The 22,042-nt window shown below is 42.3% G+C and carries 21 protein-coding genes and 2 pseudogenes; 14 read left to right on the top strand and 9 right to left on the bottom strand.

Going from position 1 to position 22,042, the window contains the following annotated elements; genetic code table 11:
* Positions 1-20: 20 nt before the first annotated feature.
* The 4 genes from QUD05_RS24080 to QUD05_RS24095 all read right to left on the bottom strand — a co-directional run bounded on the left by QUD05_RS24080 (position 21) and on the right by QUD05_RS24095 (position 4,141).
* Positions 21-701, bottom strand: coding sequence for a hypothetical protein (locus QUD05_RS24080; protein WP_289798299.1), 681 nt, complete (start codon positions 699-701; stop codon positions 21-23).
* 89 nt (positions 702-790) lie between these two features.
* Positions 791-1,201 (bottom strand): hypothetical protein, encoded by a 411-nt coding sequence (locus tag QUD05_RS24085; RefSeq protein WP_289798300.1) that lies wholly within the window; start codon positions 1,199-1,201, stop codon positions 791-793.
* A gap of 12 nt (positions 1,202-1,213) precedes the next feature.
* Positions 1,214-2,680 carry a c-type cytochrome gene (locus QUD05_RS24090; protein ID WP_289798301.1) on the bottom strand — a complete coding sequence of 489 codons (1,467 nt, stop codon included), beginning with the start codon at positions 2,678-2,680 and terminating at the stop codon, positions 1,214-1,216.
* Between the two features lie 66 nt (positions 2,681-2,746).
* The gene (locus QUD05_RS24095) at positions 2,747-4,141 is read right to left on the bottom strand and encodes an NADH:flavin oxidoreductase (protein ID WP_289798302.1); all 1,395 of its coding nucleotides are present in this window, start codon (positions 4,139-4,141) and stop codon (positions 2,747-2,749) included.
* Positions 4,142-4,862: 721 nt separating this feature from the next.
* Between QUD05_RS24095 and QUD05_RS24100 the strand changes: the two genes are divergently transcribed.
* The 3 genes from QUD05_RS24100 (at position 4,863) to QUD05_RS24110 (ending at position 9,342) form a co-directional block, all read left to right on the top strand.
* Complete coding sequence (locus QUD05_RS24100) at positions 4,863-6,818, top strand: hypothetical protein (RefSeq protein WP_289798303.1); 1,956 nt, start codon at positions 4,863-4,865, stop codon at positions 6,816-6,818.
* Positions 6,819-6,975: 157 nt separating this feature from the next.
* The gene (locus tag QUD05_RS24105; RefSeq protein ID WP_289798304.1) at positions 6,976-8,448 is read left to right on the top strand and encodes a PGAP1-like alpha/beta domain-containing protein; all 1,473 of its coding nucleotides are present in this window, start codon (positions 6,976-6,978) and stop codon (positions 8,446-8,448) included.
* A 102-nt stretch (positions 8,449-8,550) separates the two neighbouring features.
* Positions 8,551-9,342: an SDR family NAD(P)-dependent oxidoreductase gene (locus tag QUD05_RS24110; RefSeq protein ID WP_289798305.1), complete on the top strand. Its 792-nt coding sequence runs from the start codon at positions 8,551-8,553 to the stop codon at positions 9,340-9,342.
* A 271-nt stretch (positions 9,343-9,613) separates the two neighbouring features.
* Here the strand turns inward: QUD05_RS24110 and radC are convergent, their stop codons facing one another.
* Positions 9,614-10,345, bottom strand: a complete 732-nt coding sequence (radC, locus tag QUD05_RS24115) for a RadC family protein (RefSeq protein ID WP_289798306.1) — start codon at positions 10,343-10,345, stop codon at positions 9,614-9,616.
* Positions 10,346-10,614: 269 nt separating this feature from the next.
* On the opposite strand from radC, the gene QUD05_RS24120 reads away from it, so the two are divergent.
* The 3 genes from QUD05_RS24120 to QUD05_RS24130 are packed head-to-tail and all read left to right on the top strand — an operon-like array spanning position 10,615 to position 11,358.
* Positions 10,615-10,953, top strand: coding sequence for a DUF6972 family protein (locus QUD05_RS24120; protein WP_289798307.1), 339 nt, complete (start codon positions 10,615-10,617; stop codon positions 10,951-10,953).
* Positions 10,901-11,167, top strand: coding sequence for a hypothetical protein (locus tag QUD05_RS24125; protein WP_289798308.1), 267 nt, complete (start codon positions 10,901-10,903; stop codon positions 11,165-11,167). Before QUD05_RS24120 ends, QUD05_RS24125 begins: the two co-directional genes overlap by 53 nt.
* Positions 11,164-11,358 carry a hypothetical protein gene (locus QUD05_RS24130; protein ID WP_289798309.1) on the top strand — a complete coding sequence of 65 codons (195 nt, stop codon included), beginning with the start codon at positions 11,164-11,166 and terminating at the stop codon, positions 11,356-11,358. The genes QUD05_RS24125 and QUD05_RS24130 overlap by 4 nt, the downstream gene beginning before the upstream one ends.
* A gap of 135 nt (positions 11,359-11,493) precedes the next feature.
* On the opposite strand, the gene QUD05_RS24135 is transcribed toward QUD05_RS24130, so the two are convergent.
* Together QUD05_RS24135 and QUD05_RS24140 are read right to left on the bottom strand one after the other, a co-directional pair.
* A complete protein-coding gene (locus tag QUD05_RS24135) occupies positions 11,494-12,432 on the bottom strand; it encodes a phosphoribulokinase (protein WP_289800064.1) in 939 nt (312 codons plus the stop codon).
* A 211-nt stretch (positions 12,433-12,643) separates the two neighbouring features.
* Positions 12,644-12,832, bottom strand: coding sequence for a CoA-binding protein (locus tag QUD05_RS24140; RefSeq protein ID WP_354666186.1), 189 nt, complete (start codon positions 12,830-12,832; stop codon positions 12,644-12,646).
* Positions 12,833-13,026: 194 nt separating this feature from the next.
* Between QUD05_RS24140 and QUD05_RS24145 the strand changes: the two genes are divergently transcribed.
* Positions 13,027-13,689 (top strand): class I SAM-dependent methyltransferase, encoded by a 663-nt coding sequence (locus QUD05_RS24145; protein ID WP_289798310.1) that lies wholly within the window; start codon positions 13,027-13,029, stop codon positions 13,687-13,689.
* 18 nt (positions 13,690-13,707) lie between these two features.
* On the opposite strand, the gene aroA is transcribed toward QUD05_RS24145, so the two are convergent.
* The gene (gene aroA / locus QUD05_RS24150) at positions 13,708-14,988 is read right to left on the bottom strand and encodes a 3-phosphoshikimate 1-carboxyvinyltransferase (protein WP_289798311.1); all 1,281 of its coding nucleotides are present in this window, start codon (positions 14,986-14,988) and stop codon (positions 13,708-13,710) included.
* 207 nt (positions 14,989-15,195) lie between these two features.
* Between aroA and obgE the strand changes: the two genes are divergently transcribed.
* The 4 genes and pseudogenes from obgE (at position 15,196) to QUD05_RS24170 (ending at position 18,577) form a co-directional block, all read left to right on the top strand.
* The gene (gene obgE, locus QUD05_RS24155) at positions 15,196-16,224 is read left to right on the top strand and encodes a GTPase ObgE (RefSeq protein WP_289798312.1); all 1,029 of its coding nucleotides are present in this window, start codon (positions 15,196-15,198) and stop codon (positions 16,222-16,224) included.
* Between the two features lie 559 nt (positions 16,225-16,783).
* A pseudogene (locus QUD05_RS24160) lies at positions 16,784-17,391 on the top strand (vWA domain-containing protein).
* Positions 17,392-17,548: 157 nt separating this feature from the next.
* On the top strand, positions 17,549-18,154 hold the full coding sequence (locus QUD05_RS24165) for a vWA domain-containing protein (protein WP_289798313.1): 606 nt from the start codon (positions 17,549-17,551) through the stop codon (positions 18,152-18,154).
* Between the two features lie 27 nt (positions 18,155-18,181).
* Complete coding sequence (locus tag QUD05_RS24170) at positions 18,182-18,577, top strand: salt stress protein, Slr1339 family (RefSeq protein ID WP_289798314.1); 396 nt, start codon at positions 18,182-18,184, stop codon at positions 18,575-18,577.
* Positions 18,578-18,703: 126 nt separating this feature from the next.
* Here QUD05_RS24170 and QUD05_RS24175 read toward each other — a convergent pair whose 3' ends face one another.
* Complete coding sequence (locus QUD05_RS24175) at positions 18,704-19,063, bottom strand: winged helix-turn-helix transcriptional regulator (protein ID WP_289798315.1); 360 nt, start codon at positions 19,061-19,063, stop codon at positions 18,704-18,706.
* 98 nt (positions 19,064-19,161) lie between these two features.
* Between QUD05_RS24175 and QUD05_RS24180 the strand changes: the two genes are divergently transcribed.
* The 3 genes and pseudogenes from QUD05_RS24180 to ltrA all read left to right on the top strand — a co-directional run bounded on the left by QUD05_RS24180 (position 19,162) and on the right by ltrA (position 22,039).
* Positions 19,162-19,296: a hypothetical protein gene (locus QUD05_RS24180; RefSeq protein WP_289798316.1), complete on the top strand. Its 135-nt coding sequence runs from the start codon at positions 19,162-19,164 to the stop codon at positions 19,294-19,296.
* A 63-nt stretch (positions 19,297-19,359) separates the two neighbouring features.
* A pseudogene (locus tag QUD05_RS24185) lies at positions 19,360-19,548 on the top strand (thermonuclease family protein); the annotation flags it as partial.
* A 607-nt stretch (positions 19,549-20,155) separates the two neighbouring features.
* Positions 20,156-22,039, top strand: coding sequence for a group II intron reverse transcriptase/maturase (gene ltrA, locus QUD05_RS24190; RefSeq protein WP_289798317.1), 1,884 nt, complete (start codon positions 20,156-20,158; stop codon positions 22,037-22,039).
* The last annotated feature ends 3 nt before the right edge of the window (positions 22,040-22,042 follow it).

Consider the following 22,042-nt stretch of genomic DNA (forward strand, 5'->3'; position numbering starts at 1 on the left):
AGTGTTATCTTTGGGCAACTTTAAAGTATTGAATTTAACTGGATTAAAAGGGTCAATTCGACCAGGCCCCAGTTAGGACGAGAATCTGTCCAACTATAGTCTTCTTTTTGTTGCAGCAGTGCTTTCTTAGTTTGAGGAATTAGCACATAGCGATAAAGTAAATTTTCTAACCATGAAAGGTTGTAATTATATTTGATTTCGTCAAGGATATAATCTGCTGTAAATCTGGCATCACCAGCAGTTGAACTCAAAAATCGTAAATAGCCTTGCGAATCAAACTTATTAGCAGGAGCAGCAGCTACAATTGTGGGTTTATCTTTCTCTGTTTTTCTATAGGTAGCAGTATGGCAAACAGCGCAAGTTATACCGACACGAGGGAAGCCAATAGTTTTTTTCGTAAACCCAACTGGCATTTCTTTACCCTCTTCCCATGTGATTCCCAAGGAAGTATAACCACCTGGCCCTGGTAATTTATCAGGGAATATTCTTGGTAGTACCAGCCAAATCCAATAGGGAACACCTTGCGCTTCTTCTGTGCCAATAGAACCATATTTAAAGTGTTCTTCAGGCGATTCATAATATGTGGGAACCTCTCGAAAAAGGTTGTACCATCCCACATACCCAACTACACCAGCTAAAAGGATCACAATTAAAACAATGCTTGTGATTACCCTACCTATTTTATTTTTGAGTATTGTCATGGCACTCTTTTGCTCCTTTGCAGAAGAATCTGTTTGTAGTGCAGGCAATATACCTACACTAGACTAGGGATAAAATTAGAAGAATTGCTTCACTGGAATTGCAGCGATTGCATTTTGCTACGCATCGCTAAGGTCAGAAGAATTAGTTCCGCTAATCCAAAAAACAGGTCTACAAAGGCAATGGATAAAAATCCTTTATCTTGTCCAAAGAAAAGTACTGCACAAATGAAAAATGTTGATCCAAAAGCTCTTGAAGGAAATATTGATATCCAGGCAGTTGCCTGATATCGATACGGGTCAAGTGCCCCAGGAATATAAAATGCACTAATAATAAACAACAGCATTCCCGCAGCACGAACCCAGATAATTGGCTCTGGTATATGCATTTTAAGGAACGTCAACATTAGTTCTGGAAAGAAGCAAGAGGGAATGACAAAAAGCATATTAACAATAATGCCAACCCAAGTAACGCGACTAAACCATTTAGCGTAATTATTCATTTTTTTATCCTTTTAAAGCTTTTTCATGTACTCAACTAGTGCATCTTTATCTTCTGTAGGAAGATCGGTTCCATATAAATGACCACTGTTACTATTTCCAGGTTTTGTGGTATCGAACTTAAAGTATTGCTTACCGTTTTCTACACCGACATCAGATACAAAACCAACTTTTGCTCTGTCAATCACATCGTAGCCACGATAGAATTCTTTAGGTCTATTTTCTGGTGTTTCTAGTAAATCCCGTAAGGTGGGGACTGAGCCATTGTGCAAATAAGGGCCACGTAACCAAACACCATCAAGGGGCATATTTGCATAGCCATTAGTCTTGCGGAAATTCTTAAAGCGCCACGGATACCCTGTATACAGAGTATTTTGGTTAGACATCGTTTTGTAGGTATATGAGTCGAGACGATGAGGGTCTGTACCAATTTCTTGAATTGGGACAACTTTGCCTGTATATGCACCACCAAAAGCGTGACAACTAGCACAATTGCTTTCAAAAAGCTGTTCTCCCTTCGCTGCTATAGTTTCGTTAACTTCGTAGGGATATTTTGGTGGTGGTAGTTCCCAAAGCCAATCAGCAACTCTTTGAATTCGAGGTAAATCGATTGTTGTGGGTGTGACTCCAGCGCCTAAAGCTGCACTCTTATTTCGTTCATCAACAGAAGTATTATTACCATCCCAATGTAACTGCAATCCCTCACGGGGCTTTTGATTCCAAACTGAAGGGAAATCAGAAGTCCCAATCAGTTCATCCTCACGCAATTTATCCATTGGGAAATGAAATTGAATTGCTTTATAAGGATTAAAAGTATCTACTCTTCCTGGCCCCCAATCTGGTTGTTTTTCAACGAAATTAAGTCGAGATGCCTGATTAATTAGTGCATCTCTAGTTTGAGGAATTGCAATGAAGCGATAAAGTAATTTTTCAATGGGATTAAGACCACCACTGATTTTTTCAATTTCTGGCAACATTCGGTTAGCAGTAAAGCGCTCATCTACACCAACTGCTGATAAGAATTTGATATATCCCTGCAAATTAACTACATTAGCAGGCATTGTTGTGATGACTTGATGTTCACTATTAGGGGTATTTCGCAGCGTTCCTGTATGACATACAGCACAATTCAACCCAACTCTATCGATAAAGATTCTTCGTTGCGAAAAACCTATAGGCAAATCTTTATCAGGTTCTTTGATAAATCCCAAAGAAGTATAACCTTTTCCAGGTAATTTATCTGAGAATAATTCTGGTAAAACTTTCCAAATCCAGTAAGGGATGCCATTGATGGGTTCGCTGCCGATTGAACCATATTTAAAGTGGTTTTCAATATCAGCATAATCCACTGGGGAGTTGGACAAAACAGGCCACAGGAAAAATACTGCTACTGCTACAATACCTACAATCACAACCCAAATCCGTTTAAAGAGTCCCTTGATTGAGGTTGGAAGTAGAGTAGGGTTTGTTTGTTCAGTCATGAAACACTCCCCATTTTGTCGAGATTATTTATAAGCGAAATTGTCGATGTGATCCGCATCGCTTTTTTATCTAGATAAATTTGCAAACTGAGTTTCATGAAAGACTGACATTACTTCTTCCATCATCTCTTCATAGCTATTGAAGCGATCCTGCTCGTAACAACCCAAGGGATTTTCAATTACATTCAGCAGACATTTATTGCAATAAGTACAGGGTTTATCTGCCAGGTCTTTACCTGCTTGAAAAGATTTAACTAGGTCATTATTAGCAATTAAGGTACGAGCCATTGTGACGCCATCACAATACTGATCATTAATTGCCTGACGAATATAAGAAGCTTGCTGTAAACCACCTGTACATAATACAGGAATATTAACGTGCTTTTTAATTTCTCTGGAATCTAGTAAGTTTCTGCCTTGGTTCTCTATTAGTAGCTGTTTAATTTTCGGGTCTTTTACATCATCACCGCTAAATGCTTGAGGAGGCAATTGCTTTTTCACACGATTCCATAAAAAATTGAAAAGTGGATGAAAAAATGCTTTGCGAAATAAAATGTAGTTGCGTGTGGTTTCGACACCACTTGACAACATGGCATCATAAGTTCTAGTAATTACATCAAAATTAAAATCACCAATGGGATTGAGCGGGTGAGGAAATAAGCTACCAGTTGACACATGGACCGCATCAGCCCCAGCTTCTTCTGCCCATTGACAAACTTGGATAGAATCTTCTATGGTATTACCTGGTTTTTCCCAAAAGGTGACGGCGTTGTTATAGTCAACGGCACTAATTTTGAATTGCAGATGAAAGTCGTTGCCTACTTCTTTGCGGATTGCTCTAATTACATCTAGCAAAAACCGCGCTCGATTCTCTAATGAACCACCATATTCATCTTGACGGTCGTTAATTCCAGAACTGAGAAATTGATTAAAAAGATATCCATTAGCACTGTGCAATTCTACTCCATCCAAACCTGCTTCACGGGCACGTCTAGCACCATCGGCGAAGTATTGGATTGTTTCTTTAATCTCTGTTAGTGTCATCGCTTGACACAAAAAGCCGTGGAATGGCTCAGTTTGGCTAGTGGAACTTAAGGCTTTTTTTCCTAAGTTTTCTACACCACCAATATCTTGCTGTCGCCCTGAATGACTTAATTGCAAAATAAATTTACAGTCATATTCGTGGACTCTTTCTCCTACTTTTCGCCAAAAGGGAATGCGCTCATCACAGTTAATGGTGGCGTAATTGGGCATAATTCTTCCCCGGATGGCGACTGGAACAAAGGAACTAATAATCGCTCCTACACCACCACGAGCAAACTTTTCTTCCCAGTTGATTCGGGCTTGAGTTCCTGAACCATCATAGTTATCCCATCTTCCAGAAATACTTGAGCGAAATATCCGATTTTTTACTGTGAGATTACGGAATCTCAATGGTTCAAAGATAATATCGTTTTCCATGTGTTTCTCTGGCTTTATATATTGTTTCGGCAATAAAATTAGAAGTCAAAATTATTCGTAGCACTAACAGTCTCGCCAGAGAACTATTATTTCTAGTGTCTCTGGGAAGGCAAGTTTTTATGTCTACAAATCTACAGTGGAGGTTTTCGGATGGGAGCGCTAAGTATTAAGTTTTTGTTACTTAAATTTACTNNNCCAGTTTCAGCATGGATATTTATCCTTATTGGTTTTTACAGTTATATAAAGACTTTTGCAATTTGTAAACCTACGGGATTTACAGAGCGATTGTTAAAAAAAGTGAANATTTTCCGTCTTTTATTTGTCTTAAAAGGTTAAGGCAACCTTAAAAGTAGCTGCTAACAATTTGTTACAAACTTAACCAAGTAGGTAGGAAATCGATATAACCATAGCAAATTGGTTATTGAACACCATTGTAAATTTACAATTTTTTAAATTTTTGATTTAGAAATGTATAAAAGTTTATTGATGACGTTTTGCAAATTTGTGTAGTAACTTCATATATAACGAACCTCAGTAGGGTACATTAATCATCAAAATCTCCCAAGACTAAATCTGGAAAATGGGAAATTGGTGATGAAGCATTAGTGTACCTCTGCAAACGTGAGGTGCAGTGGGAAAGGTTTAGGTGTTATGACCAGAGAGTTTTATGAAAAAGACAAGTCTAATTTTTAAGGGCTGTCTGCTCCTCCTATTCGCGACTATGTTTATAGTCTGCGGCTTTTATGGAACGTCTACAGCTCTAGCCGATGAGTATAGTGAAATACCTACATCCATAAGTACAGGGTATTCAGGTACGGGTGTATCTGAATACCCAGATAATTGCGAGGGCATCGGTTATCTCCCAGAGTACACCAAGGAGAATTTGACAGATGCCGAGAAACGGGGTCGTTGCACTTGGTACTTATGGACTGGTGGTAATGCTAAGTACTATCGCGATTTAGCGAAGCGAACACATGGCGGTGTTGACTTGCTAAAGCTGATTGACTCACGTATGCATGACGAGCGATTGCAACGTTTTGGCGCAATTAATGATCCTGGATGTGAAAAGGCGACAGCACCAGATGAATACGGATTGCTGCTAGATAAATGTAAAGATCCGCTCTCAACTGGCGTAATTGGGTTGCGTAAGTTTCCCAACCCCAACTTCGACTCGGCGAAATGGAACCCTGTTGAATATGCCAAAGACTCACAAATTGAGCCTCCATACGTGATCGGGCAGTCCTGCGCCATCTGTCATGTAGCGTTAGATCCTCTCAATCCACCCAAAGACAAGGAACATCCAAAATGGGAAAACCTGGTAGCAGCATTGGGTAATCAGTACATTAAGGAAAATAAATTATTTGCATCCAGCGTTGGAAAAAATAGTTTTGTTAAGCAAGTACTTGATTCTCAAAGACCTGGAACTTCTGATACTTCTCGGATTGCCACCGATCACATCAATAATCCGAATGCGATTAATGCCATTTTTAATTTAGGCGATCGCCCCACATATCCAGAGGTAATGAATGATGGTTCAACCAAGGATGTTAATCATATTCTCAAGGATGGTGCAGACTCTACAGGAGTGGCAAATGCCTCACTACGCGTCTACGTCAACATTGGGATGTGCGGCGATTACTGGACAACTCTCCATGAGCCTTTATTAGGCAGAACTCCCCAAAAACCTTTTGATATCGAAAAGGCGCGGAAGGAGTGCGAAGGCTGGAGACAGACAGAAGCACGTATGGCTGATGCCGAAGCATTCTTAAAAACCATCAAGCCGATGCACCTGAAAGATGCACCAGGTGGTGAAGAGTTCTTGACTAAAGATGAGGAAGTTCTCAAACGTGGCAAGCTGGTTTTTGCTAGCACTTGCGCTAGTTGTCATTCCAGCAAAAAGCCACCGGCTGAAATTGCAGCTGACGCCGAACAGGCTCAAAAATGGTACGAAGAGTCTGTACTCAGTAGTAATTTCCTCGACCACAACTTCTTGTCTGATGACCAGCGTTACCCAGTTACACTAATTGGGACTAATGCGGCGCGATCGCTAGGGACAAATGCCAGTAAAGGGCATATTTGGGATCAGTTCTCGTCGAAGACGTTCAAAGAACTGCCTTCACCAGGTACTTTGACGCTGTACAACCCCTTCGATGAGAAAAAACCCATCGAATTTAAGATACCTGACGGCGGTTTGGGATATTACCGTACACCTTCACTAGTGAGCATTTGGGCAACAGCACCACTTCTGCATAACAACACACTAGGACTTTATAACGAAGATCCTTCAGTGAAAGGACGTGTAGAAGCCTATACGGATGCGATGGAAAAGCTGCTATGGCCTGAAAAACGCGAGGGAATTATCAGCAGGACATCTCAAGATACTAAATTAGAGCTTCCCCCAGGAGATCCGAATCCGAGATTTAGGCTTCCTGTTCCTAAAGGTACACCTGTGAATTTGCTAGCAAGCATCAATATTAGAGAGGCGATTACATCTCTCAATCTCAGCAGCCTTTTCCAAGATTTGAAACCAGGCGGTGGCATTAAGGGTAAGTTGGCACGTGTACTTTTAAGAGCCAACAAATCTCCTGACTTTGTAGAAGATGAGGGTCATTATTTTGGCTCAAATCTCCCAGATGAAGATAAGAAAGCCTTAATTGAGTTCGTGAAAACTTTTTAAGTACAGCTTGTAAAATCGTAGTGTTTTAAATACAGAGAATTCGCTACGAATTAATACAATGTTGTACTAAGACAACTTGTCTTGATATTCTGCACTCGTTCCCAGGTTAAATCTGGGAACGAGAAAAAATATTGATTAAATAGCAAGGATATATATTATGCAGTATTTACCAATCGTCTTTGTTCGTGGATATGCAGGTACACAAAAAGACGTTGAGCAAACAGTCAACGATCCCTTTTATGGATTTAATAGTGGTTCAACTCATATTCGAGTAGATGAGGAAGAAAATCCTCAGAAGTTTTTTTTCGAGAGTCCATTGCTGCGGCTAATGACCGATCATGGTTATCAACCGATTGTTGACAATCAGAATGTGAGCAATCAGATTAAAAGATTGTCTGGTCAACTGGATCAAACTATTTGGATCTATCGATTTTATGATATATCTACACCTAGTTTTGGCTCCTCAAGTGTAGTTCGACAAGAGATGGAGGAGATTGCCAAGGGTTTAAGAGACTTGATCCAGAATGTCAAGAAAACGACTGGTGCTGACAAAATTTATCTGGTTGGCCACTCAATGGGAGGTCTTGTTTGTCGCAGCTTGATTCAAAAGATTTATCCAGAACAAGGCGAACAAGCTGCGGATCACATTGACAAATTCTTTACCTACGGTACACCTCATGGCGGTATTTATTTTGAGGTTGGGAGTGGCTTGCTGGAAAACTTGAGAGACAAGTTTCAATTGAATAATTCTGATGATTTTGGCCCTCAGCGAATGTATCAGTATTTAACACCTGGTATCAAGCCAACAACTGAATTACCCGATGACTTTCAACTAGAAAAACTACAAAGCATAGAGGATGCATTTCCACCAGACCGCGTTTTTTCTTTGATTGGTACTAATGCACATGATTATGAAGAAGGTTTTGGTTTTTCACGCAAGGTTGTGGGAGTCAAAAGTGATGGCCTAGTTCAGATCGATAAAGCTTATATTGCGGGATCTCATCGTGCTTATGTTCATCGCTCTCATGGGGGACGTTATGGCATATTGAACTCTGAAGAAGGTTATCAAAACCTGCAACGATTTTTGTTTGGTGATATCCAGGTGAAACTCTCTTTGAGCAATGTTGAGTTAAAAGACCTGGACAAGAATTTTTATCAATTGGAAACTAGGGTGGCTTTGCGTGGTCTTCCTATTCCAATATATGAGCAAGCGATCGCTCATTATTGCCCAATTACACAAGAGTTAACTCGAACAGATAAACCTGTTCCGCTATTTACAGCTTTCTTAATCCCAAGAAACTCAGCCAGTGACGATAATACTTGTAGATATGCCCTGCGTTTAGCACTGCATTCGTTCACAAAACAAGAGAAGAATTGGTTACGTGACAGTCATCTCGACCAAGTGCCTTTGTGGTCTGACTATCTAATTACTGATGTTGCCGAATCAAATAGCAGTTATGAAGCTCAATACAGTTGGAATTCTGAAGAAAAAGAGCCAGTAACAAAGTTAAATCCGACTTCCGAATCCATTCCAGGTGTATATGTTGCGTATGTTTCCTTACCTGAACGTGGGCAAAAAGTCTTAGGAACAAATGCGGCAGTTCGCTTGGAAATTTCCCAATGGAAATAAAGGAAGCAGGGGGGCAGGGGAGCAGGGGAGGCAAGGGGAGAAGAATTAATGACTAATGACTAATGACTCATTTGTTTTCAAGCTGTTAAGAGAGGAAGAATTATGCAGACTAATCGCAAACAAACGGCTCTTATTACTGGTGCATCTGGCGGCATCGGTTATGAATTCGTGAAATTATTTGCTCAAGATGGTTACAATCTTGTGTTGGTAGCTAGAAGCGTGGACAAGCTGAATAAAATCGCCGAGGAATTTAAAAAGAAATTTGGCATTGATGTCAAAGTTATTTCCAAAGATTTATCTAACCCATCAGCCCCAGAAGAAATTTTCAGGGAGCTAGAACAAGCATCAATCAATGTTGATGTGTTGGTGAACAATGCTGGGTTTGCTACTTATGGATTATTTAACGAAATTGACCTGAATGCTGAAATGCAATTGCTACAGGTTAATGTTTTATGTCTGACACATTTAACCAAGTTATTTCTCAAAGGTATGGTTAAACGGGGATCTGGAAAAATATTAAACTTAGCTTCCACTGCTGCTTTTCAACCAGGGCCGCTGATGGCAGTATACTACGCTAGTAAAGCTTATGTCTTATCATTCTCAGAAGCGATCGCTAATGAGTTAGAAGGTACAGGTGTCTCGGTAACGGCGCTTTGTCCAGGCCCTACCGAATCTGGTTTTCAACAAAGAGCCGCAATGGAAGACTCAAAGTTGGTAAGCGGTCAAAAAATTATGACTGCGGAAACAGTAGCCCAAATCGGTTATCGCGGTCTATTTGAAAACAAAACTGTTGTCGTTCCTGGAATTAAAAATAAGCTCCTCGCTGAATCTGTAAGATTTACTCCCAGAAAGCTAGTAACAAAACTAGTCAGAAGTATGCAGGAAAGCAAATAAGTTGTAGCATAGCAATCCTAAATCAAACATCAGAAACAATATCCCCGACTTCTTAAAGAAGTCGGGGATCTGCGGCTTGCCATTCTCACAAGTCTTTAATTACGAATTACGAACTTGTACTGAGCGTCTTGCCCTGAGCGTATCGCTAAAGCGAAAGCTCCGCTAACGCGTAGCGTCTCGTAGAGAAGCCGTTGGCGTGGTAACAGAGCGTAGTCGTTCGCGCAGCGTCTCGTAGAGAAGGGAGTCGAAGTATTACGAATTACGAATTATTTTAATCCCCCTGTGGATGCTCATCCCACAAGGTTGTCAGTTCCCGTAAACTTTGATGATTGCCATTGCCCAAAATCAGATGATCTAGTACCGGAATGCCCAAAAGCTGCGCCCCTGATAATAACTGACGCGTCAATTCTATATCTTCTTGGCTAGGTTCAAGGTTCCCAGAAGGATGGTTGTGGGCAACTATTACCCGCGTTGCACCTTGACGAATAACTTCCCGAAAAATATCACGGGGAGAGGCTAGGGTTTCGGTTGCAGTGCCAATAGTAATTACTTGCGTACCCAGCAAACGATTCTTGACATCTAATAGCACCACTGCAAAACGTTCTTGTACCTGCCACATCAAATCTTGGCTGAGGGTAGCAGCAGCAGCAAGTGGGCTATCAATTAATGTGCCATCGTTAGGGCGAGATTGAAAGGCACGTTTACCCAGTTCAATTGCTGCTAAGATACTTGTCGCCTTCGCTGGGCCAACACCAGAAATTTGCATCAATTCAGCAGGGCTAACTTCTCGCAGAACTACTAAAGGATCGCGTTGATGTTTGCCTAATTCGCTCAAGATATATTGTCCCAAACCCACAGCAGATAGTTTTCCTGGCCCTTGACCAGTGCCTAGAAGAATTGCGATTAATTCGGCTGTGGCTAAAATTTTTGCACCATGCGTCATTAATCGCTCACGCGGACGCTCATTTGTAGGTAGGTCGGCAATTCTGAGGCAATAGGTCATATTAAACTAAGAAAATAGCACCACACATAGAACTATCCTTAGTTATCCCTCGTTTGCTCTCAAAATCATCTTTATTTGAGAAAATCTTTAATTTTGGTAAGTTTGTATAGGTAATTTCATTTGCAACTTTTAAAGGGAAGACTAAAAAAAGATGATTTAGGGCAATCGCTATGTTCGATGATTTATTCAACAATCTCAAAGGTTTTATTGACTCTAAAATTCAAGAAGATGGAGCGTGATATTCTCATAGGGCACAAATATCTAGCTTTATGAGTGGCATTGAGCGTGAAATTATTTTCGATCCTCGACACATTTATAAACATTTACCAGATACCCCTCAAATGCAAACATTGTTGAGACGAGGAAGATCCGCTCATGTTTTCAACGATGAAGCCACAATGAATAGAGTTACTCAAGCTCTGATAGAAAGAGGAGAGTACACTGGAACTGTTCGGGGATACGAGCGTTATGGTCTGTTTTTTGCTGAAGCCATTGGTTACAGAATCAGTCCAGAAGGGTCAAGCATCCCGCTATTTTATGCAGAGGTGAAAATTGATGCAGAAAATCGATATCACGTCATTCCCCGCACCCGGCCCGGTGCAGAATAACTGGGAGTTTGCCGAAGTCTGGATTGATGCAATGCTGTCGCCTCCCTATGTGTTGTTACTTCTTGTCGATCGTGAAGGAAAGTGTTGCGTATACGATCCCGCCGAGGGTTATAAAGTCATATTTACTTGTTTAAGTTACGAAGAGGCTCAACTCTGGTTGCTAGAAGATGAGTATGAGCCGATTGAAGGGCGCGTTTGTGCACCTGAAATTTGAGTAAGCAAATTGGTAGTTTACCGCACTTCTCTACGAGAGGCTGCACTTCGACTACGCTCTGTTACCACGCCAACGGCAAGCTACTTCGACTCCCTTCTCTACGAGAGGCTGCACTTCTCTACGAGACGCTGCGCGAACGACTACGCTCTGTTACCACGCCAACGGCTTCTTTACGAGACGCTACGCGTTAGCGGAGCTTTCGCTTTAGCGATACGCTCAGGGCAAGACGCTCAGTACAAGTCAGTGACCACCATAGGCATCGCATAATTCAGCAGCCCAATACTACAGGCGATCGCAAACCCTTTAAACCCCTTCATTTTCGTTGATTACTGATAAATTTGCGTTGCTTTGAGCATGTGGTAGGTAATGATCAACTGAGTCAAAGCCAGAGGATAACTTTGCAGTGTTTCTCCAGTTGTACCAGCAATTTTACCCAGTTCTGGATTACTTTCGCGATCGCAAATATTTCGTAGATGAGGCATATCAGAACAAATAATATGCTCTAGCTTATTCACCTGTTCTAAAGTGGCATGACCATCAACTTCTAAGACATCTACTGGCTTACACATATCCCTATCTAGTCCCAGGCGGATGGCTGAGTCAGAATTGCTGGAACTAGAGTTGGTAATTGCGGTAAAATCTGGATGTGGAATTGTCGGACGCAGTACCAGCCGGACATTCAGGTGTCCATTGGTTTCATCATCTTCATCAGTGGGTGGATAGAAACTAATTACTATATCAGACCATTGCCGTTGGGGACGGATAAACTGGGCTGAGTCTGGTTCGCGCTTTTCTAGTTCCGCTAGTACTTGTTCCGGTGTGTAGCCACGCTTTTGCGTATCTCGCTTGACTTTCCACTTAGCACGTAAATCTTCAGGAGGCGCAAGATAGACTTTAACATCATAAGAATCACGGGCGGCACGAGTAGAATAACCGAGTAATCCTTCGATAATCACGAATTTACTGGGCTTAATATAATCCGGCGCCTCGAATGTGCCTGTTTTGTGGCTATAAACTGGCTTGAGAATTGGTTGTCCTGTGCGTAGCAGCGACAGATGTTGCTGCATAATATCTAAGTGATTGCAATCGGGGTGGAGGGCAGTGATGCCAATTTCTGCACGTTGTTGGCGATCATAACGATGGTAATCATCTGTACAGATGATTGTGACATCTTCCGGGCCGAGTGCCTGAGCGATTCCCCGCGTTAGCGTTGTTTTACCAGCCGCGCTGTCACCGACAATACCAAGAATTATTGGACGGCTCATCATAACCTCCGATAATAAAAACAAGTTTAGTAATAAAATACCCACAATAGTTTTTATTCTAGAAGGGTTTAAGCAAGTAACTCAAACAAAGACTTGGTATGCAATATCTCTACACATAAAATGTGTGTGAGATACCTACGGTGGTAAACTACGCGGCGTTGCATAACAATAACAATTTACATAATTGTTAGAATATCTGTACGCATAAAAACTAAACATCCCGTGTTAATCCTACTTTCAGACGCACATATTCAATTTTGATACAAGCATTCATAACCACATTAAGTCCTGCATCTATAGCTTTTTGTGCTGATGGTTGATGCCAGATATCCAGTTGTGTCCATACAGTTTTCGCATTGGGGGAGAAGTAATAAGTAATAAGTAATAAGTAATAAGTAATGAGTAAAAACTTATTACTCCTTACTCATTACTCCTCCTCGCTCCATCAAATGCCTTAAGCTTGTGAGAAATGCGGGTAGTCTCCTATTTTCCATGCCCAATACTTCGACTACGCGGTAGTTGAATCTCGACTTCGCTCGATTTCCGCGCAGTCGAAACTCAGTACAAGTGCCCAATGCCCAATGCCCAATGCCCATGACAACTAAAACATTAGGACTCGAACAAAACCTCTATGACTATTTACTGTCAGTCTCTCTGCGAGAACCAGAAATTTTAACCCAACTGAGGCAAGAAACAGCCCAATATCCAATCGGGAGAATGCAAATTGCTCCCGAACAAGGCCAGTTTTTGGCGTTACTGGTGCAGTTGCTAGGAGCGAAGAAAACTTTGGAAATTGGGGTATTTACAGGTTATAGTTCCCTGGTGGTGGCATTGGCGTTACCGAAGGACGGTAAGGTGGTAGCCTGTGATATCAGTGAAGAATTTACAATGATCGCTAGACGTTATTGGCAACAAGCAGGTGTGGCGGATAAAATTCAATTGCATATTGCCCCAGCTTTGCAGACTTTGGATTGGCTACTGGCAACACAAGAAGCAGAAACTTTTGATTTTGCCTTCATCGATGCAGATAAGAGCAACTATGATGCTTATTATGAGCGATCGCTGCAATTAGTGCGTCCGGGGGGATTGATTGCGATCGATAATGTTCTCTGGTCAGGTAGGGTTGCCGACCCGCAAGTGCAAGATAATAGAACTAAAAGAATTCGTGCTTTTAATCAAAAACTGCATCAAGACCAGCGAGTTAATCTTAGTTTACTAGCGATCGCAGATGGCTTAACTCTGGCACTGAAAAAGTAAGTTGAGCGAAAATAGCTCTTATCGCTCTAACATTTGGAAGAATCGGGTAAAGTAATCAGGAAAAGTCTTCGCTGTACAACCAGGATCTTTAATTACAATGCCTGGAACCTTCAAGCCAGTGACAGCAAAAGCCATTGCCATTCGATGATCGTGATAGGTTTCAATCGCCGCTGGGGTAATAGGGCCAGGTTGAATTTTCAGTCTATCTGCAAATTCTTCAACTTCAACTCCTAGCCGCCGCAATTCTGTGACAACAGCTTTAATTCGGTCAGTTTCTTTATATCGAATATGTTCCACGTTCCGAATGGTAATCGGTGAACTAGCAAAGGGTGCGATCGCTCCTAATGTTTGCACTAGATCCGATATATCATTCATATCAATATCGATACCTTGCAATTGCTTCGGCCCCGTCACTTCGGTGTAATCATCCCCATCCTTAATTTGACAACCCATTTGTTCTAAAACATTCAGCCAGAGAATATCACCCTGACAGGATTGTTTGGTCAAATGTTTGACGCGCACCCGTCCACCCGTGACAGCGGCGGCGGCAAAAAAGTAAGAGGCATTTGACGCATCGGGTTCGACTGTGTAGTGTCGAGCTTGGTAACGTTGACCTGCTTTAATCTGAAATTGATTATCGCCGATTTGAATCACCTCCACGCCAAAATCTGCCATTAAACGACAGGTCATTTTGACGTAAGACTGAGAAACCAACGTACCTTCAACCTCAATAATTGTGTCTTGTTGAGCATAAGGCGCAATCATCAGCAATGCCGAAAGTTGCTGACTTGTTTGGTTCGCTTTCACCCGAAAATTGCCGCCAGCGAATTGCCGACTATAGACGGTGTACGGCATAAACCCGGAGTTTCCCTCAAAGTTAATGGTTGCTCCACCCGTTTGCAGCACCGTCAACAAATCGCCCATCGGTCGTTCTCGCATCCGGGGAACGCCATCTAGGCGATATTCACCATTCCCCAGTGCCACCAGCGCCGAAATAAACCGTGCTGCTGTACCTGCCAAACCCACAAATAAATCTGCCTGTTTAGCTGGAATCTCGCCTCCCCTTCCCGCCACTTGAATTTGTGCCAGTTGCGGATTCAAAGTAATGGGAATGCCCAATTGCTCTACGCATTTAGCAAAATACTCGCTGTCTTCACTAAATAAGGCATTTTCTAAAATGGAGTCACCTTGCGCCAAAGCAGCGACAAGCAACGCCCGATTGGTCAGACTTTTAGAACCAGGAATTTCTACCGTGGCATCCACTGGCCGATTTAGAGCAGGAATTGCAATGGTATCCACTTTAAACCTCTACGTAGGCGGTTAGCTACAACTTTATAATATTCCCATATCTTGACCAAAAGGGGCAGGGGAGGAGGGAGTGTGAGTTACAAGTAAATAGTGAGGAATAAGATTTTAAAACTTATAATTTATAACTCCCCTATAACTCGCAACTCATAATTCAGCACGGGTTAAACCCTAGCTATCCGCTAACAGGACTCTAGAAAGATGCAATTTATCGATCAAGCAAAAATTGAAGTTGAAGCTGGTAAAGGCGGCGATGGTATTGTCGCCTTCCGGCGAGAGAAATACGTGCCGACTGGTGGCCCTTCTGGTGGTAATGGAGGACGAGGTGGTTCGGTATTTTTCGTTGCCGATGAAAACCTACAAACTTTGTTGGACTTCAGATATAACCATCGCTTTCAGGCAGAAAAAGGGACTCGTGGCGGGCCAAGTAACTGCACCGGAGCAGGAGGAAAGGATTTAATTATTGAAGTTCCCTGCGGTACAACTATTTATGATGCTGAAACTGGCGAACTGCTGGGAGATTTAATTGAGCCTAAGCAGACTTTGCTGATTGCCCAAGGTGGTAAAGGCGGACTGGGAAATCAGCATTTCTTGAGCAACCGTAACCGCGCCCCAGAATATGCCCTCCCAGGATTACCAGGGGAAATAAAGCAGCTGCGCCTAGAGTTAAAACTTTTGGCAGAAGTGGGGATTATTGGCTTACCAAATGCTGGTAAATCCACTTTAATTTCATCTTTATCCGCTGCACGTCCGAAAATCGCAGATTACCCTTTTACTACCCTGATTCCAAATTTGGGTGTAGTGCGAAAACCCACTGGCGATGGTACTGTTTTCGCCGACATTCCCGGACTCATTGAGGGAGCAGCGCACGGGGCAGGGCTGGGACATGATTTCTTGCGCCATATCGAGCGCACGCGGGTGCTACTTCACTTGATTGATGCCACTAGTGATGATGTGGTTAGAGACTACAACACAATTAAGGAAGAATTACAAGCTTATGGAAGGGGTTTAGCAGAACGTCCGCAAATTTTGGCGCTGAATAAAATTGATGCAGTCGATCGGGAAACCGTCGATTTAGAGGCGTTAGCCACCCAACTTAATCATCTCTCCTACGCCCCGGTTTTTGTGATTTCAGCAGTTACTCGCACCGGGTTAGAGCCGATGTTACAGGAAATTTGGGGAATTCTCGACCAAATGAAGGTTCCTAAAGAAGTGGAAGTATTTAGCTAATTCGTAATACTTCGGCTCCCTTCTCTACGAGAGGCTGCACTTCTCTACGAGACGCTGCGCGAACGACTACGCTCTGTTACCACGCCAACGGCTTCTCTACGAGACGCTACGCGTTAGCGGAGCTTTCGCTTTAGCGATACGCTCAGGGCAAGACGCTCAGTACAAGTTCGTAATTCGTAATTACTACTTATCAATTACGAATTATGCTGGCTTATCCTGGATCGGGGGAATCTTAATCACAAACTCAGTGCCTTGTCGTACCCTGAGCATCAGTAAAAAGATGCTGGTTCTCATTAGTAATATTTGTCGTGAAAACCAGTTCATCTATTTCCCAGAACGCATCAGCTTCTACTTGCAAAAAAAATCATAGTCTGACTTGCCAATTAATTCTTCTTGGCTATGACCAACAAAATCACAGTAGCGATCGTTGCCAACGCATTCATCAACTGTGATGCGGCTTTTTTGAGTAGCACAATTGATACGAAACCTTAAAGTACTTACGGTATCGTTAAATTCGTGGATTAGACTAGAACCACAGGGTAACAATCAAAGGAAGATTATGATGAGCGATCGCGACTATACCTTAATCATTGACAAAAGCGGCAGTATGTCCACACCCGACCAAGTGGGTGGTAGAAGTAGATGGGAAATCGCTCAAGAGTCTACTCTGGCATTGGCTAGAAAGGCCGAACAGTTTGACCCCGATGGCATCACCGTTTATGTGTTTTCTGGGAGATTTAAACGCTACGATGATGTGACTTCAGCCAAAGTCGGCACAGATATTTCTCGAAAATGACCCTGCTGGCACAACAAACTTAGCAGGTGTACTTCAGGATGCCCTCAATAACTACTTTCAACGCAAAGCAGCTAGGTAAAACCAAGCCAAACGGAGAGACAATTTTAGTCATCACCGATGGTGAACCAGACGATCGCAAGGCTGTGTTTGAAGTCATCATTCATGCGACTCGTCAGATGGAACGTGATGAAGAATTAGCAATTTCGATCATTCAAGTAGGTTCAGATGCCCAAGCAACTAAATTCCTCAAGGCTTTGGATGACCAGTTGCAAAGTGTCGGCGCTAAATTTGATATTTGCGATACCGTCACTTTAGACGACTTAGAAGAAATGAGTCTTGTAGATGTATTGACGAACGCAATAACTGACTAAATATAGCAGGATTCAGGATTCAGAATTCAGGAGTCAAACACGCTTTATACTTGGGTAGCAGACTTCCCTTGTATACCTGACTAACTAGAAATCTGCTCTATGTTTAGCGATCGCCCATCGTTCAATAACTGTTAATTCTAGATTGGAGAATTGAATAATGCTAGAAAATCGTGATTATACCTTGATTATTGACAAAAGCGGTAGCATGGCAACCCAAGATCAAAAGGGTGGTAGAACTAGATGGGTTGCAGCCCAAGAATCTACTTTAGCTTTAGCTAGTAAATGTGAGCAATTTGACCCAGATGGTATCACTATCTATGTATTTTCTGGTAAATTTAAACGATACGAAAATGTCACATCCAACAAGGTATCACAAATTTTTCGAGAGAACGATCCCTCTGGTACAACTGACTTGGCAAGTGTGTTAAAACATGCAACTGATGATTACCTTCAACGCAAAGCAGCTGGTCAAACCAAGCCAAATGGTGAAACAATTTTAGTGGTTACTGATGGTGAACCGGACGATCGCAAAGCAGTCATGAGGGTAATTATTGAAGCTTCTCGTCGCATCGAACGAGATGAAGAATTAGCTATTTCTTTTATTCAAGTTGGCACAGATCAACAAGCTACCCGCTTTCTCAAAGTCTTAGATGATGAACTCCAAAGTGCTGGTGCTAAGTTTGATATCTGTGACACCATTACTATGGAAGATATGGAAGATTTGAGTCTATCGGAAGTGCTACTCAATGCTATTAATGACTAGCTATATTATTTATTAGGAATTGCAAAAATGGATTCCATTGATAAGCTATTAGCTGAACTCCAAACTGAATGTCAAGAAGTACAACCACAACAGCAGCAGTCAAAATCAGCCACAGCCAAATCGTTTATTCCATCATCGCCAAAGTCGGCATCTTTTATGGATAAGCTTTTGGCAGATGTTAAGGCTGATTTTGCCGAAGAGGATGCTGCTATTGAATTAAAAAGACAGCAAGAACTAGAACAGGAACGAATTCGACAAGAACAACTTAAAGCCAAACAACTAGAAGGTTTAAAAGTGCAGGCGAAAGAATGGTTAACCAAAGTAGATCCGCTTTCGTCTGAAGGACTTTGGTTTGAAAGGTTTGCTGAAAGTTACCCTTCAAAATTAGAGGCAGCAATTGAATATTTAAAAAGCAATGAATGAATTAAAAATTCAATATCCTGCTCATCAATGTGCTTGCTGGAATTGAAAATTAGCAATTATTGTTTAAGTTAAGTAAGTGCAAATAATTAGTACATTTATGTATCAAATTTTCTCCTAATTCTTTAACTATTCTGAATTCTGAATTCTGATTCCTGAATTCTTACCTAAATGTTGCACAGCCCAGTCGTGCATAGCATAGAGAATTGGTTGCAAAGTTTCTCCTAAAGGTGTCAGTGAATATTCTACCTTGGGTGGGATTTGGGGATAAACTTCTCGATGAATAATTCCATCTTCCTCCATTTCTCTGAGTTGCTGAGTTAGCATCTTTTGCGTAACTCCAGGTAAAGCTCGTTGCAGCTCACCAAACCGTTTTACACCAGTCATTAATTCTCTAATAATCAAAACTTTCCAGCGTCCACCAATCACTTTTAGGGTAGTTTCTACTTCACAAGTCAGCCTGAAATGGTTTTCTGCTTCAGCTTTCATAGTTTCTTTTGTAGGAATCACCTGACTCAGGTTTGCTGGGTGTACCGCTAGTTATTTGATTATTACTTGTTTTAGGTCTTTCATAACTAGTGTAGCAGGTGCGGGAATATGACAATACAGTAGATACTTGCTGTCTTCCACAGTCAACTGGAGGCAGATGTTTGATGATTACTGTAACAGAAGCAATCAAAGTGCGATCGCTTTTTGAATTGCCTGTGGAACTATGTCAATAATTAACAAATATATCTTTGTATTTTGCTAGTATCATTCCACAGAGGTCATGCAGGTAAGTTTGGATGGAGAAATTAACTAAACCAGTGCGATTTTGGCTTTGTGTAACTATCATAATTTGGGGTTTGATGGGCTGCGATCGCTTTATCAGTACTTCTGGAGAACCAGTTGAGCGAGTCAGTGATGGCGATACTTTAGTAGTCAAAGATACCAATGGCAAAAACTTTACCGTGCGCTTTGCTTGTGTAGATGCGGTGCGATTCGTTGGCTAGAAACTAGAACCTGTAAGGGTTCGGAGGATTAGCCGCAAGGTTCCAGTCCCTCGTATCGACTGGAAAAGAACCTTGACAACTGAATGACCATGAGGGTGAAAATCTCTCCCCTGTAGATGCCAGGTGAAAGCACTTCCCCTACGGTAGCGACTAGCCATCAATCCGTAAAGCGGGGATGAAAGCCCTTCCACACTCCTAGTCCAAGGTAGTGCGGGGCAAGCAAAGAGCCTATGAGTAAAGTTAAAAACTTGAACCCACGTTAAATTACCGTGACGCAAAACCAGCAAAATGGACTGACTAGCTGGGAGACCCAAAAGGGCAAGGATTAAGGGTTGGCGAAAGCATCTCGACCAACAGCATCTCCAAATAAACCCGGTAAAGAGTGGGACTCTAAAGGTTTGTAGTATGGTCATTCGGAACGAAGTAACCCCTCGTTAGCTCTCGGAGAGGTCGAATACTCCGAGTAGGTAGCTAGCCGGATGCTACGAGTGGGTGGGATTGGGAAAGAAGCGAATGCCTTGGGTAATGCCAAGGATATGCTGACATTCCCACGGTAATAAGGATGAAATAGTTTCTAGTAACAGTACAAATGTCTAAAACGAGTGTAAAAACTACGGTGGAATGGAACCAGGTGGACTGGCGAAAGCTGGAACGTCGGGTTTACAAGCTGCAAAAGAGAATATTTCGAGCCTCTAGTCGTGGTGATATTAGAACAGTTCGCAGACTCCAGAAGACCTTGATGAGGTCATGGTCGGCAAAGATGCTGGCAGTACGTCGTGTAACTCAGGACAACCAAGGCAAAAAGACAGCCGGAGTAGACGGAATTAAATCCCTTACGCCCGTCCAAAGGCTGGTAATGGTGAACAAACTTGGGCTAAAAGGGAAAGCCAGACCTACACGAAGGGTTTGGATAGACAAACCAGGAACGGATGAAAAACGCCCTCTTGGTATTCCTACGATGTATGATAGAGCGCTCCAAGCGCTGGTCAAGCTAGCATTAGATCCAGAATGGGAAGCTCGATTTGAGCCAAACAGTTACGGATTCCGACCAGGACGCTCATGCCACGATGCTATCGAAGCAATATTCAAGGCAATTAGGCAAAAACCAAAATACGTGCTAGATGCCGATATTGCGAAATGTTTCGACCGCATCAACCACGAGGAACTACTCAGAAAATTAAATACATTCCCTACCATCCGCCGACAAGTTCGTGCCTGGTTAAAAGCGGGAGTGATGAACGGTAAAGAGTTGTTCCCTACATCTGAGGGTACGCCGCAAGGTGGGGTCATTTCTCCACTATTGGCAAACATCGCCCTCCACGGGATGGAAGAGAGGATTAAGCAGGTCTTTCCAGAATTAAAAAAACACCAAAGAGAGACCTGGTTTCATAAAAAAGGAGAATATTTCTCACCCCCAAACTTAATCCGATATGCCGATGACCTAGTGATTACACACGAGGACATAACCGTAGTCCAAAGATGTCAGCAAATAACTGCTGAATGGCTAAAAGGCATGGGCTTAGAACTGAAACCAAGTAAAACACGTACTGTCCATACACTAAAAAGGTATGAAGGGCAAGAACCGGGATTCAATTTTTTAGGATTCAACGTGAGGCAATACCAGGTAGGGAAATACAACACAGGTTGTACCAGCATGGGAGAACCACTTGGCTTCAAGACAATCATCAAACCCAGCAAACAAAAGATAAAAGTACACTACAACCAAATAACCGAGGTAGTTAACCAGTACAAAACAGCAACACAGGCTGCACTGATAGCCCGATTGAATCCAATCATTAGCGGATGGGCTAATTATTACCGCACAGTCGCCAGTCAGGATGAATATTCCAAAACTGACAACAAAGTGTACTGGAAACTAAAAAGCTGGGCACAACGCCGCCACCCAAATAAATCGGGACATTGGATAACCAATAAATACTGGCAAACCATAGGCGGAGATAACTGGGTATTCGCAACCAGCCAAGAGGAAAAAAATCCCCTACGGTTACTAAAACATGCAGAAATTAAATCCAAAAAGCATGTCAAAGTTAAAGGCGAAGCTAGTCCATTTGACGGCAACCTAGTTTACTGGAGTACAAGAATGGGAAACCACCCAGAGATGCCTAAACGGGAAGCAACCCTGCTGAAGCGTCAAAAGGGCAAATGTACCCACTGCGGACTATATTTTACTGAATCATCGGTTATGGAAGTTGACCACGTTATTCCTAAGTCGAACGGCGGAAAGAATAATTACGACAATCTTCAACTCCTACACCGTCATTGCCACGATGAAAAAACTGCCACCGATGGTAGTTACGGTACCAAATCTAGCTGTAATAGCGCTAAACCTAAGCCCGTAAAAACGAGCGACAGAGGTACTCATGACAAGAGCCTTATTATTGAGGAGCCGTGTGAGGTGAAAGTCTCAAGCACGGTTTTGGAGACGAGCGGTTCTCGTGAGGGAATCGCTTAGTTT

Origin of the sequence: Nostoc sp. GT001, assembly GCF_030382115.1 — a bacterium.
Classification (GTDB): Bacteria; Cyanobacteriota; Cyanobacteriia; order Cyanobacteriales; family Nostocaceae; genus Nostoc.

What these genes read in the sequence shown, in the direction of transcription:
- QUD05_RS24080 (WP_289798299.1), bottom strand. Translation starts at nt 701, where the DNA reads ATGACAATACTCAAAAATAAAATAGGTAGGGTAATCACAAGCATTGTT.
- QUD05_RS24085 (WP_289798300.1), bottom strand. Translation starts at nt 1,201, where the DNA reads ATGAATAATTACGCTAAATGGTTTAGTCGCGTTACTTGGGTTGGCATT.
- QUD05_RS24090 (WP_289798301.1), bottom strand. Translation starts at nt 2,680, where the DNA reads ATGACTGAACAAACAAACCCTACTCTACTTCCAACCTCAATCAAGGGA.
- QUD05_RS24095 (WP_289798302.1), bottom strand. Translation starts at nt 4,141, where the DNA reads ATGGAAAACGATATTATCTTTGAACCATTGAGATTCCGTAATCTCACA.
- QUD05_RS24100 (WP_289798303.1), top strand. Translation starts at nt 4,863, where the DNA reads ATGTTTATAGTCTGCGGCTTTTATGGAACGTCTACAGCTCTAGCCGAT.
- QUD05_RS24105 (WP_289798304.1), top strand. Translation starts at nt 6,976, where the DNA reads ATGCAGTATTTACCAATCGTCTTTGTTCGTGGATATGCAGGTACACAA.
- QUD05_RS24110 (WP_289798305.1), top strand. Translation starts at nt 8,551, where the DNA reads ATGCAGACTAATCGCAAACAAACGGCTCTTATTACTGGTGCATCTGGC.
- radC (WP_289798306.1), bottom strand. Translation starts at nt 10,345, where the DNA reads ATGACCTATTGCCTCAGAATTGCCGACCTACCTACAAATGAGCGTCCG.
- QUD05_RS24120 (WP_289798307.1), top strand. Translation starts at nt 10,615, where the DNA reads ATGAGTGGCATTGAGCGTGAAATTATTTTCGATCCTCGACACATTTAT.
- QUD05_RS24125 (WP_289798308.1), top strand. Translation starts at nt 10,901, where the DNA reads ATGCAGAAAATCGATATCACGTCATTCCCCGCACCCGGCCCGGTGCAG.
- QUD05_RS24135 (WP_289800064.1), bottom strand. Translation starts at nt 12,432, where the DNA reads ATGAGCCGTCCAATAATTCTTGGTATTGTCGGTGACAGCGCGGCTGGT.
- QUD05_RS24145 (WP_289798310.1), top strand. Translation starts at nt 13,027, where the DNA reads ATGACAACTAAAACATTAGGACTCGAACAAAACCTCTATGACTATTTA.
- obgE (WP_289798312.1), top strand. Translation starts at nt 15,196, where the DNA reads ATGCAATTTATCGATCAAGCAAAAATTGAAGTTGAAGCTGGTAAAGGC.
- QUD05_RS24165 (WP_289798313.1), top strand. Translation starts at nt 17,549, where the DNA reads ATGCTAGAAAATCGTGATTATACCTTGATTATTGACAAAAGCGGTAGC.
- QUD05_RS24170 (WP_289798314.1), top strand. Translation starts at nt 18,182, where the DNA reads ATGGATTCCATTGATAAGCTATTAGCTGAACTCCAAACTGAATGTCAA.
- QUD05_RS24175 (WP_289798315.1), bottom strand. Translation starts at nt 19,063, where the DNA reads ATGAAAGCTGAAGCAGAAAACCATTTCAGGCTGACTTGTGAAGTAGAA.
- ltrA (WP_289798317.1), top strand. Translation starts at nt 20,156, where the DNA reads ATGTCTAAAACGAGTGTAAAAACTACGGTGGAATGGAACCAGGTGGAC.